16 protein-coding genes and 1 pseudogene are annotated in these 14,756 nt (G+C 59.8%); 4 read left to right on the forward strand and 13 right to left on the reverse strand.

The window, feature by feature from the left end; all coding sequences use genetic code 11:
- The 11 genes and pseudogenes from BKP54_RS34345 to BKP54_RS34395 form a co-directional block, all read right to left on the reverse strand.
- A pseudogene (locus BKP54_RS34345) lies at positions 1-190 on the reverse strand (electron transfer flavoprotein-ubiquinone oxidoreductase); the annotation flags it as partial.
- Positions 191-431: 241 nt separating this feature from the next.
- Positions 432-824 (reverse strand): hypothetical protein, encoded by a 393-nt coding sequence (locus BKP54_RS34350; RefSeq protein WP_084815671.1) that lies wholly within the window; start codon positions 822-824, stop codon positions 432-434.
- 14 nt (positions 825-838) lie between these two features.
- A complete protein-coding gene (locus BKP54_RS34355; RefSeq protein ID WP_084815672.1) occupies positions 839-1,627 on the reverse strand; it encodes an SDR family oxidoreductase in 789 nt (262 codons plus the stop codon).
- Positions 1,628-1,727: 100 nt separating this feature from the next.
- A complete protein-coding gene (locus BKP54_RS34360; protein WP_084815673.1) occupies positions 1,728-2,717 on the reverse strand; it encodes an ABC transporter permease in 990 nt (329 codons plus the stop codon).
- Positions 2,714-4,249: a sugar ABC transporter ATP-binding protein gene (locus BKP54_RS34365; RefSeq protein WP_084815674.1), complete on the reverse strand. Its 1,536-nt coding sequence runs from the start codon at positions 4,247-4,249 to the stop codon at positions 2,714-2,716. The genes BKP54_RS34360 and BKP54_RS34365 overlap by 4 nt, the downstream gene beginning before the upstream one ends.
- 48 nt (positions 4,250-4,297) lie before the next feature.
- Positions 4,298-5,233 (reverse strand): substrate-binding domain-containing protein, encoded by a 936-nt coding sequence (locus BKP54_RS34370; RefSeq protein WP_158071751.1) that lies wholly within the window; start codon positions 5,231-5,233, stop codon positions 4,298-4,300.
- 22 nt (positions 5,234-5,255) lie between these two features.
- Entirely contained in the window at positions 5,256-6,020 is a 765-nt protein-coding gene (locus BKP54_RS34375; RefSeq protein ID WP_128090571.1) for an SDR family oxidoreductase, read from the reverse strand.
- Positions 6,021-6,118: 98 nt separating this feature from the next.
- Positions 6,119-6,901, reverse strand: a complete 783-nt coding sequence (locus BKP54_RS34380; protein ID WP_084815676.1) for an SDR family oxidoreductase — start codon at positions 6,899-6,901, stop codon at positions 6,119-6,121.
- Between the two features lie 75 nt (positions 6,902-6,976).
- A complete protein-coding gene (locus tag BKP54_RS34385) occupies positions 6,977-7,921 on the reverse strand; it encodes a LysR family transcriptional regulator (RefSeq protein ID WP_084815677.1) in 945 nt (314 codons plus the stop codon).
- Positions 7,918-8,583 (reverse strand): TetR/AcrR family transcriptional regulator, encoded by a 666-nt coding sequence (locus BKP54_RS34390; protein ID WP_084815678.1) that lies wholly within the window; start codon positions 8,581-8,583, stop codon positions 7,918-7,920. Before BKP54_RS34390 ends, BKP54_RS34385 begins: the two co-directional genes overlap by 4 nt.
- A 174-nt stretch (positions 8,584-8,757) precedes the next feature.
- Complete coding sequence (locus BKP54_RS34395; protein ID WP_158071752.1) at positions 8,758-9,648, reverse strand: LysR family transcriptional regulator; 891 nt, start codon at positions 9,646-9,648, stop codon at positions 8,758-8,760.
- Between the two features lie 110 nt (positions 9,649-9,758).
- Here BKP54_RS34395 and BKP54_RS34400 point away from each other — a divergent pair, with 110 nt between their 5' ends.
- Positions 9,759-10,826 carry an SDR family oxidoreductase gene (locus tag BKP54_RS34400; protein WP_084815680.1) on the forward strand — a complete coding sequence of 356 codons (1,068 nt, stop codon included), beginning with the start codon at positions 9,759-9,761 and terminating at the stop codon, positions 10,824-10,826.
- Between the two features lie 161 nt (positions 10,827-10,987).
- Here the strand turns inward: BKP54_RS34400 and BKP54_RS34405 are convergent, their stop codons facing one another.
- Complete coding sequence (locus BKP54_RS34405; RefSeq protein WP_084815681.1) at positions 10,988-11,296, reverse strand: NifU family protein; 309 nt, start codon at positions 11,294-11,296, stop codon at positions 10,988-10,990.
- Complete coding sequence (locus BKP54_RS34410) at positions 11,293-12,303, reverse strand: amidohydrolase family protein (protein WP_084815682.1); 1,011 nt, start codon at positions 12,301-12,303, stop codon at positions 11,293-11,295. The genes BKP54_RS34405 and BKP54_RS34410 overlap by 4 nt, the downstream gene beginning before the upstream one ends.
- A 199-nt stretch (positions 12,304-12,502) precedes the next feature.
- On the opposite strand from BKP54_RS34410, the gene BKP54_RS34415 reads away from it, so the two are divergent.
- From BKP54_RS34415 to BKP54_RS34425, 3 genes are all read left to right on the forward strand, one after another.
- Positions 12,503-13,390, forward strand: a complete 888-nt coding sequence (locus BKP54_RS34415) for a transketolase (RefSeq protein WP_084815683.1) — start codon at positions 12,503-12,505, stop codon at positions 13,388-13,390.
- A 1-nt stretch (position 13,391) separates the two neighbouring features.
- Positions 13,392-14,378 carry a transketolase C-terminal domain-containing protein gene (locus tag BKP54_RS34420; RefSeq protein ID WP_084815684.1) on the forward strand — a complete coding sequence of 329 codons (987 nt, stop codon included), beginning with the start codon at positions 13,392-13,394 and terminating at the stop codon, positions 14,376-14,378.
- On the forward strand, positions 14,375-14,756 hold a 382-nt coding region (locus BKP54_RS34425), incomplete at its 3' end, for an aldehyde dehydrogenase family protein (RefSeq protein ID WP_245318024.1). The genes BKP54_RS34420 and BKP54_RS34425, both read left to right, overlap by 4 nt.

A 14,756-nucleotide genomic window follows, 5' to 3' on the forward strand; every position in this document is an offset into this window, starting at 1 on the left:
GGAACACCGAGGACAGCCGATCGAAGGTCAAAACACCGTCGGGCTTGGGATAGTCGATCTTTTTGTGCTGGGCGGCCGGTTCGAGGCTCTGCGCGTCGGTCTTGCCGTGTTTCAGCGTGCCGAAGAAGGAGAAGCCGAACAGCTGGTTGATCCACATGTCGAGACCGCCGAGCGCCACGCCGACCGCCGTGCATTCCTGCCTGACATTGGCGGAAATTGCCCGGCGTGCTTGTCACGCATTGCGATCTAAGCATAGAGGCGCCGCTGCCACCGGTTCGGATACAGTGGCGGCATATCTCCCCGGCTTGGATTACTTGCGAGCGATCTCCCGCAAAAAAACATCGGCCAGGACCAGAACCAATACTGGTTCATCCGCGTCAGGAAGCCGACCCTCGTCACGCGGACGCCCAATGCGTAGGGATTAGCCAACCTCAAGCAGGCTGGCAGTTTTCGCGACCGAGGGCGCCTTTGAACTCGATGGTTGTGAATGCAAGGCTTGTGTCGCCGATGTTGGTGAGATCGTGGACCATGACCTCGTTCTCCTCAAATGTGAAGACGTTGCAATCGCCTGTTTTGTACTCCGTTTCCACAGTGTGCCCATCGGAGTACATCGAGCGTGAACGGCCGGGCGCAAGAGCGATCCAGCAATAATCCAACTCATGCCGGTGGAAGCCCAGCCGTTCGCCGGGCGCAAGAGTGATGTGCCAGACTCGCACAAGATCGTTCTCCGACACCAGGGTCTGACCGACCCGAGTGTCAGCATTTGCGATTTCGTCGCGAAGTGCTTTCGATACGTCAAGGCCATACATAACCAGCAATGTCATCCTGATTTTTCCCGTCACGTGGTGGGTATGACACCACCATCAATGTTGATCACGTCTCCGCTCACGAACTCTGCCAGGTCCGAGGCGAGATAGAGTACGGCCGTTGCGACATCACTTGCGGTTCCCAACCGTCCGGCAGGCAATTTCGATTCCGCCAGAAACGCGTCGACCGCGCCGTCGATCGTCGTGCCGTAACGCTCGGCAAGCGCATGCAGGAAGCCGCCGGGCCGGTCCCAGAGTTCGGTGCGGATATGGGCGGGCGCAACGACATTCGAGCGGATCCCCTTCGGTGTGAACTCCCGGGCCAGCGCCTTGGAAAGCAGCGTGATAGCCGCCTTGGAGGTGCTATAGTCCGGAAGCAGCGGATGCGGCATGCGGCCAGCTTCCGAACCACAATGGATGAGGACACCGTTCTTCTGCTCGAGCATGGCCGGCAATACGGCCCGCGCCATGCGGACATAGCCCATGAGATTGACGTTCAGCGTATGTGCCCAATCCTCGTCGCTCACATCGAGAAACCCGCTGCGCGTTGGGCAGATGCCGGCATTGTTGAAGAGAACGTCGATGCGGCCGAACGCCGTCAGCGCGGCGTCCGCCACTATTTCTCCAGCGCCCTTCTCCCCAAGATCAGCCTCGCATCTAAGCCATTGGTCGCGCGGCCCCACATCTGCGGCCGATGACATATCGCGGCTGACGCCAACCACGCGAGAACCCTCCGCGAGGAACATCTTGGCTGTTTCGAGCCCGATGCCAGAACTCGCGCCGGTAACAATAACGACTTTGTCTTTCAGATTCAGGTTCATGGCTGCTGCCCGCTCCACACGCTTTTCGTTTGCGGCAAGGATGCCACAGAAAGAGTGGAACGCGTCAAGGTACCTTCGGCCAACCACGCTCTGCGCTTCTTCAAAGGAGCTTCAGCTTCGTCGTGCGCGAGACCACCGATACCGCGATCACGATGATGATGCCCTTGACGATGCTCTGGACGTAAGTGTCCATGCCCATCAGGTTGAGACCATTGTTCATGATGCCGATCAGCAGCGCTCCGAAGAACGTGCCCATGACCGTCGCAGTGCCGGGGCGAAGCATCGTCATGCCGATGAACACGGCCGCGAGACCGTCCAGCAGATAGGTTTCACCGCCATTCGGTTGGCCGGAACCGAGGCGAGCCGACAGGATGATCCCGGAGATCGCAGCGAAGAACGAACTCAGCGCCATCCCGTAAACGCGGTAGGAACGTACCTTGATGCCCGAAAGCTCGGCGGCGCGCGCGTTGCCGCCTACGGCATAAAGGTAACGGCCGAAGGTCGTACGCTCCATGACGAACCACGAGCCGGCAACGATCGCAAGCATTATCAGAGCCGGGTACGGCATGATGCCACCGACCCTCCCTTGCCCGATGCTGAGATACTCAGCTGGAATGCCCCCGTAGATCGCGCGCCCGCCCGAGATCATGAAATTGATGCCCCACAGAATCGAGCCGGCGGCAAGCGTCGCGATCAACGAGGGAACGCCCACCCCGACGACCAATGCGGAATTAATGAGACCGACGCCCAGGCCTGAGCCGAGCGCGGCGAGGACGGCAAGCGGGATCGGCACACCCGCCACCATGAGAAGTGGTGCGAGCAGACCGGCGAGACCGACGACATAGCCGACGGAGAGATCCATTTCCTTGGCGGCAAAGCCGAAGGTCAACCCGACGGCGACGATGGTCAGCATCGAGATCTGCTGGAGAATGTTGACGAGGTTGGTGCCGGTGAAGAACCGGTCCGTGCCGATCGCAAATGCCAGGAAGAGCACGACGAGAACGGCAAGTGTGCTGTACTTCTGGATAAGCGTCCCAAGGCGCATCGGCCGAGATGCTTTTTCCGGAACGATAATTGTTGTCATGGTCATTGGGTCACCCCCGCAATTGCATTGATGAAAACAGCCTCGCTAAAGTCGCGGCGGGCGATCTGATCGGCATCCCGCCCATTCCTGAACGCCACAACACGATCGGCGACATGGGCAATTTCCAGGAGATCGCTTGAAGCGACGATTACGGCAGCACCCTTTTCGGCGAGCGAGGTGATGAGGTCATGGATCTCGCGCTTGGCACCGACATCCACACCTTCGGTGGGCTCGAGAAAGACAAAGAGCTTGTATTTCCCCTCGGAGGCGAACTGCCATTTGGCGACAGAGACCTTCTGCTTGTTGCCGCCGCTGAGCTCGACGACCTTCGTCTCGGTGCTCGACGTCTTGATGTTCAACCGCTTGATCAGGCGGCGCGTCTCGGTGCGTTCGCGCCCGGCGTGGACGACGCCGAACGGCTTCACGCTCGTTTCCTGGATGCCGGCCATCGACATGTTTTCCCGGACGGTCCAATCGCCGATCATCGCGTTGATCATGCGATGATCCGGGATGAGGGCAGCCCCGTACCGTTTCATGTCACGCACGCTGGCCCGCCCGACATCCCTGCCCTTGAACCGATAGTGGCCTTCGCCAGCAAGGCGCGGCTCGAAGAGCGACTGGGCGAACTCGAAATGGCCGGAACCGGTAAGCCCGATCAGGCCGAGGATCTCACCGCTGCGGACCGTCAGGCCATCCATGTGGAATCGCTCTCCCTGCCAACTTTGGACGTCGACGACGATCTCCGCATCATCTGCCAGCGTGCGCTCTGTCGGTGCACCGTCCAGCGAGCGATGCTGCTCACCGGACTGCCCGCGGTTCAGCATGAGGTCGATCAATTGCCGCTCGGTCACTTGATGGTGCTCGGCGGAAAGATGGCTCACCTTGCGGCCGTCCTGCAGCACGGTAATCTCGTCGCATAAATCGATCACCTCCTGAAGGAAATGACTGATCAGGACGACCGCCATCCCGGCATCGGACAATTGGCGGATCAGGGTCCAGAGGCTCTGCTTCTCCTTGGCCGGCAGCGTTGCCGTTGGCTCGTCGAGGATCAGAACCTTTGGGCGCGAATGCAGTGCTCGCAGGATTTCGATGACCTTTTGATCTGCGTAGGGAAGTTCATCGACCCTGCGATTGATTTCGATCGCTGTGTCGGGGAACCAATGTTTGGCCAAGACTTCTGCCTGCCGCTGGACTTCGCGCCGGTTGATGAAGAAACGGCTTTTTACCGGCTCGAAACCGAGACAGATGTTCTCCGCCCCGGTCAGATGGGGCACGAGGCTGCCTTCCTGCGACACGAGCGAAACACCGTTTGCAACGGCCGCTGCCGGGTTTTCGAAAGCCACCGACCGCCCGGCCATGCTGAGCGTGCCGGCCGTTGGTTGAACGGCGCCGCTCAGAATGCTCACGAGCGTCGTCTTGCCGGCACCGTTCTCGCCGACGATGCCGTGCACCCGCCCCTCGACGATCTCGATGGACACGCCGTCGAGTGCCAGCGTCCCCGGCCATTGCTTCGTGATGTTCTCAAGAACAATCGACATATTGCACCTCCGAAGTGGACGGGCGGAAACGCCGCCCGTCCGACCCGTTTACTTGCAGTTGTCCTTGGTGAAGAGCGTGGCACCGTAGTAGACGATGTCCTTGCCATTCGTGACTTCCTTTGGGTGGTCTCCATCCACCAGAACGCGCTTGGCGTAGCTTGCCAGGTTGACGCCCCATTCCTCGAATTGCTGCCGCCCGGTTGCGACAAACATGGAGTTCGGCTCGCAGATCGCCTTGATCGCCTCGGGGTGTCCGTCCATGCCGGAGACCGGTACATTCAATCCAGCTCCCTGGAGCGCGGTGATAGCTGCCTGCGCCGGTTCGTCCCACGGGGTCCAGACGGCCGTGATTTCGTCGCCGTAGCGCGTTGCGAAGTCCTGCACGGCGTTCAGCGTTTCCTGGTAGAAGTTCGCCACGTCGAAGTTGTACTCGCCGATGATCTTGACCTCGGGATACTCCTTCAAGATCGCGCGCAGCGTGTCGGTACGCTCGCGAACGGGCTTGATCTTGTCGGTCGTGATGATGATGAGATTGCCCTTGCCCTTCATCTGACTGATCAGGCTGAGCGACACTTCGGCGGACATCTGCCAATTGTTCGTGGTGATGTCCGCAGTCGAGCCCGGGATCCAGCCGGAATCGACCGTGTAGACAGGAATGTGCGCCGATTCTGCGCCCTTTAGGGCGTTGCTGGATGCACGCAGGTCCGCGTAGGTCACGTAGATGACGTCGACGCCTCGGTTTACGGCATCCTCGATGTTGTTGGCGACCTTCTCCGCAGACCCCGCGGAGTCGAGATAAGTCACTTCCCAGTCGGTGATTTTGTTGTCATCCAGATACTTCTTGAAGCCATCCTGGGTGCGCTGTTCTGCCTGGAACGCTGCGTTGCCCTGGACCCAGCCGACTTTGACGGGTTTGGCCAGCGCCGGCGAGGCGGCCCAAAGCGCGATGATCGCAACACCGGTGAATTTCAGAACTGTCGACATGATTTTTCCTCCCATTTTGTCGTCAGATTGATAGAAAGCCGCCGTCGATATTGAGATCGACACCGGTGCAGTAACTTGCTGCCTCACTCGACAGGAACACCGCCGGCCCGCCGACCTCATGCGGCTGCCCCATGCGTTTCATCGGCGTCATGGCGGCAAAGATGCGGACATTCTCGGCCACTTCCGGCCGGCTGTTCATGGGAGTCGCCATGAAGCCCGGGCTCAGGCAATTGACGCGAACACCTCGTCCGGCCCACTCGGCCGCGAGGCTTTTCGTCAGGCGGATCACCGCCGCCTTCGTCGCGTCGTAATGCGCCTGCTCGAGGCCGGGAATTGCGGTTGAGCCGCAGATCGATGCCATGTTGAGGATGGAGCCTCTTCCACGGGCCAGCATCCGGCGACCCTCGACCTGGCACGACCAGAAGAGCCCGTTGAGGTTGATGTCCATCATGCGCAGGAACTGCGCATGCGGCATGACCTCGGCGGCACCGACATTGGCGATCCCGGCGCTATTGACGGCAATATCGATCTCCCCGAGCTCCTGCTCGGCACGGTCGAATGCGGTCTCGATCGACACCGGATCCGTAACGTCTCCCGCAAGCACGAGCATCTGCCGGCCGCAAGCAGCGATCGACGCCGACGTGTCCGCCTGGTTGGACGCGCCCGGCAGATCGAAACTGGCGATGTCGGCTCCCGCTTGCGCCAGCGCAATGGCGATCGCCTGACCGAGGCCGCTGCCGGCGCCGGTGATGAAGGCGCGCTTGCCGGTGAGATCAAACCTGTTCAACTGCTCCTCCCAAAACATCATGGTTTTTCATAGCTCTATTGGGGCCGGCGATTGAGGTCGTTGCCGTGAATTCAATCTTCAGTCCCGCTGAAGAAGGCTCAGAGAATTGCCCGGATCGTGCCGCCCTCCGCGCGCATCGCCATGCCGTTGAGGTGCGCGCTCGCGGCAAGGTGTACGACGCTGCGGGCCACTTCCTCGGGCTCGATCATCCGCCGGATAAGCGACGTCGGCTCGGTTTCATCGAAGTAATCGGAGACAACGGTGTCGCGGGTCATCCCCTTCTCGTCGGCGATTTCCTGGTGGTAGCGGCGAACCGCTTCGGTGTTGGTCGGGCCCGGCAGGATGGTGTTGACTCTCACCCGCGTACCCTTCGTCAATTCGGCAAGCGACCGCGACAGACCCAGCAGGCAGGTCTTCATGGAACCATAATGGGCCATCCAGGGCTGCGGCTTGACCGCACTTTCGCTGCTGATGAAAACCACACTGCCCTCGCCGCGCGCCAACATGTCCTTCAATGCCAGCCGCGACATCCGCACGCCGGTCATGACGTTCACATCGAAATACCGGAACCAGTGCTCGTCCGTCGTTTCGAAGAAATCACGGACTTCAAAAATACCGATGTTGTTGATGAGGATGTCGACGGGGCAATGGGAAGAAGCGAAGGCATAGAGCCGCTCGGCCTCACCTTGCGCCGTGAGATCCCCGGCAAGGCCACGACAGCGCTTTCCAAGGGCTAAAATCGTATCCTCGACCTCATCGGCGCCGATGCCGCTCACGGTAACGTCGGCGCCTTCGGCCAGAAAGACCGAGGCGATCGAGCGCCCGATGCCGGTGGCACCCCCCGTTATCAGTACGTGTTTGCCGGCAAGACCATAATCCATTGAAAATTCTCCATGCGTCGCCGTTCGGTGGCCGCAAAGACGCACCGTCGGCAATAAGGGCGAAGTAGAACTCGATCAGGCGGCGCCGCGTAGCCTTGGATATTCGGTCCGGCAGAGCTCAGCGCTGCGGCTCAGGCGTTTCACGCGCTGCAGGAGGAAATCGATGAACTCGGCCGTCCGCAAAGGCAGGCGGTGTCTCGGCTCGGACAGGAGATGGATGATCTCAGGGTCGCAATCAAAATCCTCGAGGACCGCGATCAACGTCCCTTCTTCCAGTTCACGTGCGACATCCCAGGATGACACGCGAATGAGGCCTTGGCCGCCCTTCGCAAGGTCTATCAGCGCCTGCCTGTCGGAGACCATGCGGTTGCCGCTGACGCGAACGACGGTCCGTTCACCGTTGACGGCGAACACCCATTTGTCGGCTGCGGACTTGCCGTCGAGATAGATGAGACAATTGTGTGCCCCCAGATCGCAAGGAGCGTCCGGGGCGCCGTTGCGCGCCAGGTAGTCTGGCGCGGCACATATGACCATCGGGTTCTCGCCGAGCTTGCGGGTGGTCAGTGCACTGTCGGGCAAGGCACCGAAGCGGATGACGATATCGCAATCGTCGTCAACCAGATTGACGTCGTCGTCGCCGAGGATGAGGCGGAAACCGATTTCCGGATGTGCTGCACCGAACTCACTGGTCAATGGGATCAGATATTTCCGGCCGAACTCCGAGGGAGCGGCAATCGTCACCGTACCGTTTGGATTCTTCTTGCGCGCACGCATCGTCTTGTCGAGCCGTTCGAAATCCTCAAGGATGGCCTGCGACGTTTCGAAGAGGTACCGCCCCTCCTCCGTCAGGCAGAGGGAACGTGTTGTTCGCTTCAAGAGAGCGACCCCGAAATGACATTCAAGCGCCTTGAGGCGCCCGCTCATCGTTGCCGGCGACAGGCCGAGCTTTGAAGCTGCAAGCGAAAAACTGTTCGACTTGACGATCTCTGAGAAGACACGGAGGTCCTGGATGCTGTTCATCGACCCACCTCCACTTGCGGTATGAACTGCCCGAGACGGGGCATGCTCTCGACAAGACCGGCGACGAAGACTTCGACGCGCGCCCGGATGATAGGATCGAGATCATCCGGTATCTTGTTGCGGTAAATGTATTTGCGCACACCCATGTAGAAGAAGCTGGAGTGAAAGCCCCAGACGATCTCCAGCGCCAGTTCGTCGGCCTGTGGGCCGGATGGAACGGCGACCCCGGCCTCCGCCGCAATCTCCGCGAAGATCAGCGGAAAGGTCGTTTCGTGCAGGAGGCCAAGATACTTCTTGGTGATCTGCGGGTCTTCCAGCGCCGAAGCGATGAAAATACGGATCCAACGCTCGTCCAATATCGCCTCGGTATAGGCGCTCAGGTAGCGAACGAGGCGTTCCCGGATCGAGAGCGACCGATCCGCGAGTAGTTCGTTCCAGCCCGGATCCCAGCGTTTCAGATAGACTTCATCGTAGATCTTCTGGAGCAGGTCATCACGGTTCTTGAAATAGCGGTAGAGCAGTGGCTGGGAAACGCCGAGCGCATCGGCGAGCTCCCGTGTTGTGAACCGAAGCCCTCTCTGAGCGACGAATTCGATGGCAAATTCCAGGATTTGCTGTTCGCGGTCTGCCGCATCAAGGTATTTTCGTGCTGCTTTTGCCATAGCCTATCGTTCCGACACGCGGGTGGTGTCAGCCCTTCACGCCTTTGAAAATCAGACTTGGCTCCGACCTGAATACCGGTCGGGAACCTCCCATGCCCTCTCCCTGAGCTGTCATAAGAATTAACACCACCACCAAAACTGATCAAGTGATAATTTATCAATTGATAATTTCCGTCAGATCGCCCGCACCAGGAAATCTAGAAACCGGCGGATTCTCTGAGGCACATGTGTCTGGGCCGAATAGATGGCCGAGATCGGCTCGCTCTCCCCTGCATCCCAAGGCACGAGCAGCCGGACGAGCCGCCCTTGGTCAAGATCACGGCCGATGTGAAATTCGGAAAGCCGGGCAACGCCGGCCCCCTGCAGCGCAAAGTGCCGCATGGATTCGCCATTGTTGACAAGCAGCCGGCCACTGACATCGACATGCACCGATGCGCCGTCCGTAGGGTCCCTGAACTGCCAGGTGTTGAGGTGGGGACGGCCACCGAAGGTGAGACACGCATGCTGGCGCAATTCCTCGGGACGCACTGGCTCACCGTGCCGTGCGAGATAGTTCGGTGCAGCAACGATGTGCCTGGGTGACTCAAGCAACCGACGGGATCGGAGCGAGGAATCGCGAAGGGACCCGGTTCGGATCGCGACGTCCGTTTTCTCCGCGATCAGGTCGACGGGATCATCGCTGAACTCGAGATCGATCCGCATGCCCGGATTTTCGTCGAGGAACCGAACCACGAGCGGAGAGAGGACATGCGTGCCGAAAGGCAGGTTGGTGCTGACTTTCAAAAGCCCGCCGACGGCCTCTGCCTTTCGGGCAATCTTTGCTTCGGCCTCGGCAATTTCCTGCACGATGGCGCGTGAGGTCTTGTAGAAATCGGTTCCCTCAGTGGTCAGTCGGAAACTGCGGGTCGAGCGTACGACCAACTGGACGCCCAAGCGCTTTTCGAGCCGCGTGACGAGCTTGCTGACGGCTGATGGCGATATCGAGAAGACCCGGGCCGCCGCGGAGAAACTGCCGGCATCGACAATCGTCACGAAGACTTCCATCTCAAGTGCGCGGTTCTGCATTTCGGCCACCATCGTGAAATTTGTTCATTTCAGTTATTCCCCAAAGCCACCTACCTGACCAGAGGCCAACCGGTCATCCTCTCGCCCACTCGTAACAAAGGGAGGAAATCATGTATCAAAAACGCGCATTGATCGTCGGTGCGACGGGTATCGTCGGGCTGAACGTCGCCGAACATCTCAGAGACCTTGGCGGCTGGGAAATCCACGGTGCCTCGCGCCGGCCACCGCTTGGAGCGTCCTATATCCAGCCACACACAGTTGATCTGTTGAAGCGAGACGAGGCGATTGCCGCCCTCTCCCACATTGCGCCGACGCACATCTTCTATTGCTCCTGGACACTCGGGTCGAACGAGGACGATAACATTCGCCTCAACGGCGACATGCTGAAGAATGTGCTTGACACCTTCAAGGACAAGGGCTGCCTGCAGCATGTCGGTGTCGTCACCGGCACGAAGCACTACCTCGGCCCCTTCGAAGACTATGGCAAGGTCCAGCCGATCACGCCCTTCCGCGAGACGGCGCCGCGCCTGCCCAAGAAGAACTTCTACTACGAGCTCGAAGACATCGTCATGGCCTATGCGTGCGAACACGACTTCGGCTGGTCGGTCCACCGTTCGCACACGATCATCGGCTATGCGGTCGGCAACCTCATGAACATCGGCGCGACGCTTGCCACGCACGCCTCGATCTGCAAGGCGACCGGCCGGCCGTTCCGTTTCCCCGGAAGCCCGACCGCCTATCGCGGTCTCAACGACATCACCGATGCACGGATCCTCGCCAAGCAGATTGTCTGGGCCGGTACCGAGCCGAACGCTCGCAACGAGGCGTTCAACGCGGTCAACGGCGATGTCTTCCGTTGGGAACAGCTTTGGCAGACGATCGCTGATTACTTCGAGATCCCGGTGGCGGACTACCCTGGCCATTACAACTCCCTTGCCGACCAGATGAAGGATCTCGGCAACGATTGGGCTGGCCTTGTCGGCGACCACGGCCTTCAGCCGAACAAGCTCGACCGTCTCGCGTCTGCTTGGCACACCGATCTCGACCTCGGGCGTCCGATGGAATGCGTGCACTCGATGGCAAAGGCAAGAGCGCTCGGCTTCACGGAAACGCAGGACACCGAACGCTCATTCATCGACGTGTTCGACCGGCTGCGCGCCGAACGCATCATTCCCTGAGCCAGGGCTAAATCGAAAGGAATCAGCGGCGCGCCACCGGTGCGCCGTTTTGCTTTGCATCGCTGGATGGTTGGCTTGGATGACGCGAGGGCTGCGAAGAACACAAAGAAACCGCGCCCTCGCGGAACGCGGTTTCGACATTTCCATGGGATTTGGCCGTATCAGGGAATCAGCGGTCGCGATCCTAGCCGGCGAGCCAGGCGGTCAAGCGACTTGACGCTCGCATTGACCTGCTCGCAACGGACTTCCGCCACCCCATCCACTTCCATGAGATAGGTACGGATCGGACCGACATAGGTCATCGCCATATTGGGGCAGGCCTTGCAGGCGCCGAACAGCTTGACGCTGACGACACCCTCCGGGCTGATGTCGGCGATTTCGATATCGCCGCCATGGCCGAGGATCAGGGGCCGGATACGCCCGAAGGCGGCTTCGAGCGCATCCGACGAAATGGCGGGCCGGGCAGTCATGCGACCAGCCCCAGCTCTATCTTCTTGGCTTCGATATCGACCCCCATGCCACGGGCAAAGGCCTTACCGAGGATGTTTTCCTTCATCTCGCGCGTGATTTCCGGATAGCCGTAGCGGTCCTGCAGTTCCTCGGGCATTTCGAGATTGGCGAGCGTGTCGATATAGGTCTGTACGTGCGGCCAGATGAAAGCTTCCGAGCCGTAGCAAATGCGATCAGAACCGACATAAAGCAGCGCCTCACCGAGCCGCTCCAGCATTTTCCATGGCTGCAGATAATACTGGTTAAACCACAGCGGCAGGATCAGGTAGATGTTGTCGAAACGGCTGGCGATCGAGATCGTCTCGTCGACATAGGGATCGCCGAGATGATGGATACCGAAATTCAGTTCGGGGAAGTCCGCTGCGGCGTATTGGATATCGTTTGGCTTGAACGCCTCGACCGGTCCGAGTTCCAGCGGAAAGCCCTTGTGAAACTGCACCATCTTGATGCCGAGTTCGATCGCTTTCTCCCACAGCGGGTAGGCGATGTCGCGATCATCCGCGCGCCAGGAACAACCGCGCCGCTGATATTGATAGAATTTCATGCTGACGGCGCCGAGTTCCTTGACCTGGCGTTCCATCTCCTGAAGCGCAAAATCGAGTCCGTGATAGGCGGGATCTACGCCGCCCGTCAGCACCACGCGCTTAGGATTCGATCGTGCAAAGGCGTCGCTGAGTTCAACCGGACCGAGCCCGGCCCGCCAGTGCGAGAACAGTGGCACGGAGCAGGCACTCGCCATGTCGGTATCCGAGTTCTCGAAGAGCATCTTGTTGCCCCATTCGAGATCGGGGTTCGAGAAGGTCTCGGTTTCCGGCGGCGGTCCGCGACGGCCGGTCAGGTTGATGAAACCGGCGATCTGCGAGCGCAGCAGCTTAACACGCCTGCCATCGCTTCCCGACTTGATCTGGTTGTCGCCGAAGTCCTGCGTATGGACCGCCGCGTCGAAAACAAACATCCCATCTTTCATAGCGTACCTCCTTGAACAAACCGCCGCTTTCACTGACGTCGATCTCTAGGTAGCATGAGGCAACCCATTCATTTCTTTGGAATAGTTGAAGATTGTTTTCAGGCAATCGTGCGAGCGGCCGCGCGTTTCCGCAGGTAAAACAAGCCTGTGATCAAGCATCCCGTGGGCAAAGTCCCGCGGCTGAGGACGAGGACAGGACGTGACCCAACCAGGCAAGATCGAAACAACCCGGGGCCGAAATAGCCTCAGACCGAGTGACCAGGAGATCGCTTTTCTCAAGGATCGCGCGAAGTTCTGTCGCCTTGAGACAATCAGGCTGATCGAGATCGCCAAAGTCGGGCACTACACCTCCGTCTTTTCAGCGGCGGAGCTGTTCTCTGCACTCTACTACGACGCCATGAACTTGAGGCGCGGCCAACCGAAATGGGAAGATCGCGATCGTTTCATGATGGGGAAGGGACACGCGGCCGTCGGGATCTTTCCTATCCTCGCGGACCTCGACTTCATCGATCGCGGCTTGCTTGACGGCTATACGCGTCTAGGCAGCCCGCTTGGCGACCATCCTGACATGACGAAGGTACCGGGCATCGATTTCAGCTCGGGTTCGATCGGCCACGCCCTTTCTGCGGGATGCGGCATGGCGCTCGCCGGACGCATGATGGCCAAAGATTTCTTCACCTTCGTGATGATCGGTGACGGGGAGTTGCAGGAAGGCCAAGTCTGGGAGGCCGCCCTTTTCGGCGCACATAACAGGCTCGGGAAACTGATCGGCATCATCGACCGCAACGGCTATCAGCTCGACGGTTCAGTTGACGACATCATCGGCGTCGAGCCGATCGTCGAAAAATGGCAGGCCTTCGGCTGGGAAACCCATGTTGTCAACGGCCACGACGTGGCAGCCGTCGCGACGCTGCTGCGTACCCTGAAAGCGGATGATGAACGCACCCGGCCCGTGATGATCGTTGCCCAGACGGTCAAGGGTAAAGGCGTCTCCTATATGGAGACCGAACCGGGGTGGCACCTCGGTTATCTCGATCCTTCGGATGCCGCCCGCGCAATTGCCGAAATCGAAGCGATGGAGATCTGAGATGAGTAAGCCTCTTTCCGACAAATCCTGGCAATACCGCCAGCTCAATGCCGTGACACCGGGCCTCGATGCGCTTTCCGACGCGCTCATCGAACTCGTCGCCGCCGGCGAACCCATCGTGGCGGGCACGGCCGATCTGCAGTATTCGAACGGCCTTGCGAAGTTTCACGCACTCCATCCCGATCGCTTCGTTCAGTTTGGAATTTCCGAGCAGAACATGGTCTCGGCGGCAGCGGGTATGGCTGCCGTTGGAATGAAACCCTTTGTCGCAACCTTCGCTTCGTTCCTTGCCCTTCTCTGCTGCGAGCAGATCCGCATGGATGTCGCCTATTCCAAGCTGCCGGTTCGGCTCATCGGCCACCACGCCGGTATCTCTCTCGGCTTTTACGGCACGTCGCACCACGCGACGGAAGATCTCGCCATCATGCGCTCCATCGCCAATCTGACCGTGATCGCGCCGGCCGACGCCAATCAGCTCATGGAAGTCATCAAGGCCGCGAACGACTATCCGCACCCGATCTATATCCGTATCCAGCGCGGGCGCGATCCCGAGGTCTATGCCAACCGCCAGCCCTTCACGATTGGCAGGGCCATTTCGCATTATGCAGGAGCCGATCTCACGATCATCGCCACGGGTTCGACGGTCCACCCGGCGCTAGAAGCTACCCGTGCGCTTAGGGCAAACGGCGCGAGCGTCGGCTTCATCGATATGGCAACAATCAAGCCAATTGATCATGACGCCATTCTCGAGGCAGCCGCGCGGAGCCCGCGGATCCTGACGGTGGAGGAGCACAATGTACTTGGTGGACTTGGTGGCGCCGTCGCCGAGGTGCTGACTAGTGAAGGTCTACCTGTCAAGCTGACTCGACACGGCATCTATGACGAATACAGCCTCATCGCGCCGCCAACACATCTCTATGCGCACTACGAACTCGACGCAAAAGGCATCCAGAAGCGCGCCACCCGTCTTCTCGAAGGTCGTCCATGACAAGCTCGGGTAGAGAGGAAAACATGCCCTGTCATCTCGAAAATCCGTCACTGTTTCGCCAGGCTGCCTTGATTGGCGGCGAATGGATCGAAGCGGATGCCGCCAATGCGATCGATGTGGTGAACCCGGCAACGGGCGAGCTCGTCGGGCGCGTACCGAAGCTTGGAGGCAAGGAAACCAAGGCGGCGATCGAGGCGGCGCGTCTGGCGCAGAAGGGTTGGGCTGCCCGCACCGCCAAGGATCGCGCCGGCGTGCTTCGCCGCTGGTTTGAGCTGATGATCGAGAACAAGGACGATCTCGGCCGCATCCTCACGCTCGAACAGGGCAAGCCGCTGGCAGAGGCGACCGGCGAAATCGTCTATGGCGCCAGCTTCGTCG

The sequence above is a fragment of the Ensifer sp. 1H6 genome, from assembly GCF_001976035.1.
In the GTDB taxonomy this organism is placed as follows: Bacteria; Pseudomonadota; Alphaproteobacteria; order Rhizobiales; family Rhizobiaceae; genus Ensifer; species Ensifer canadensis.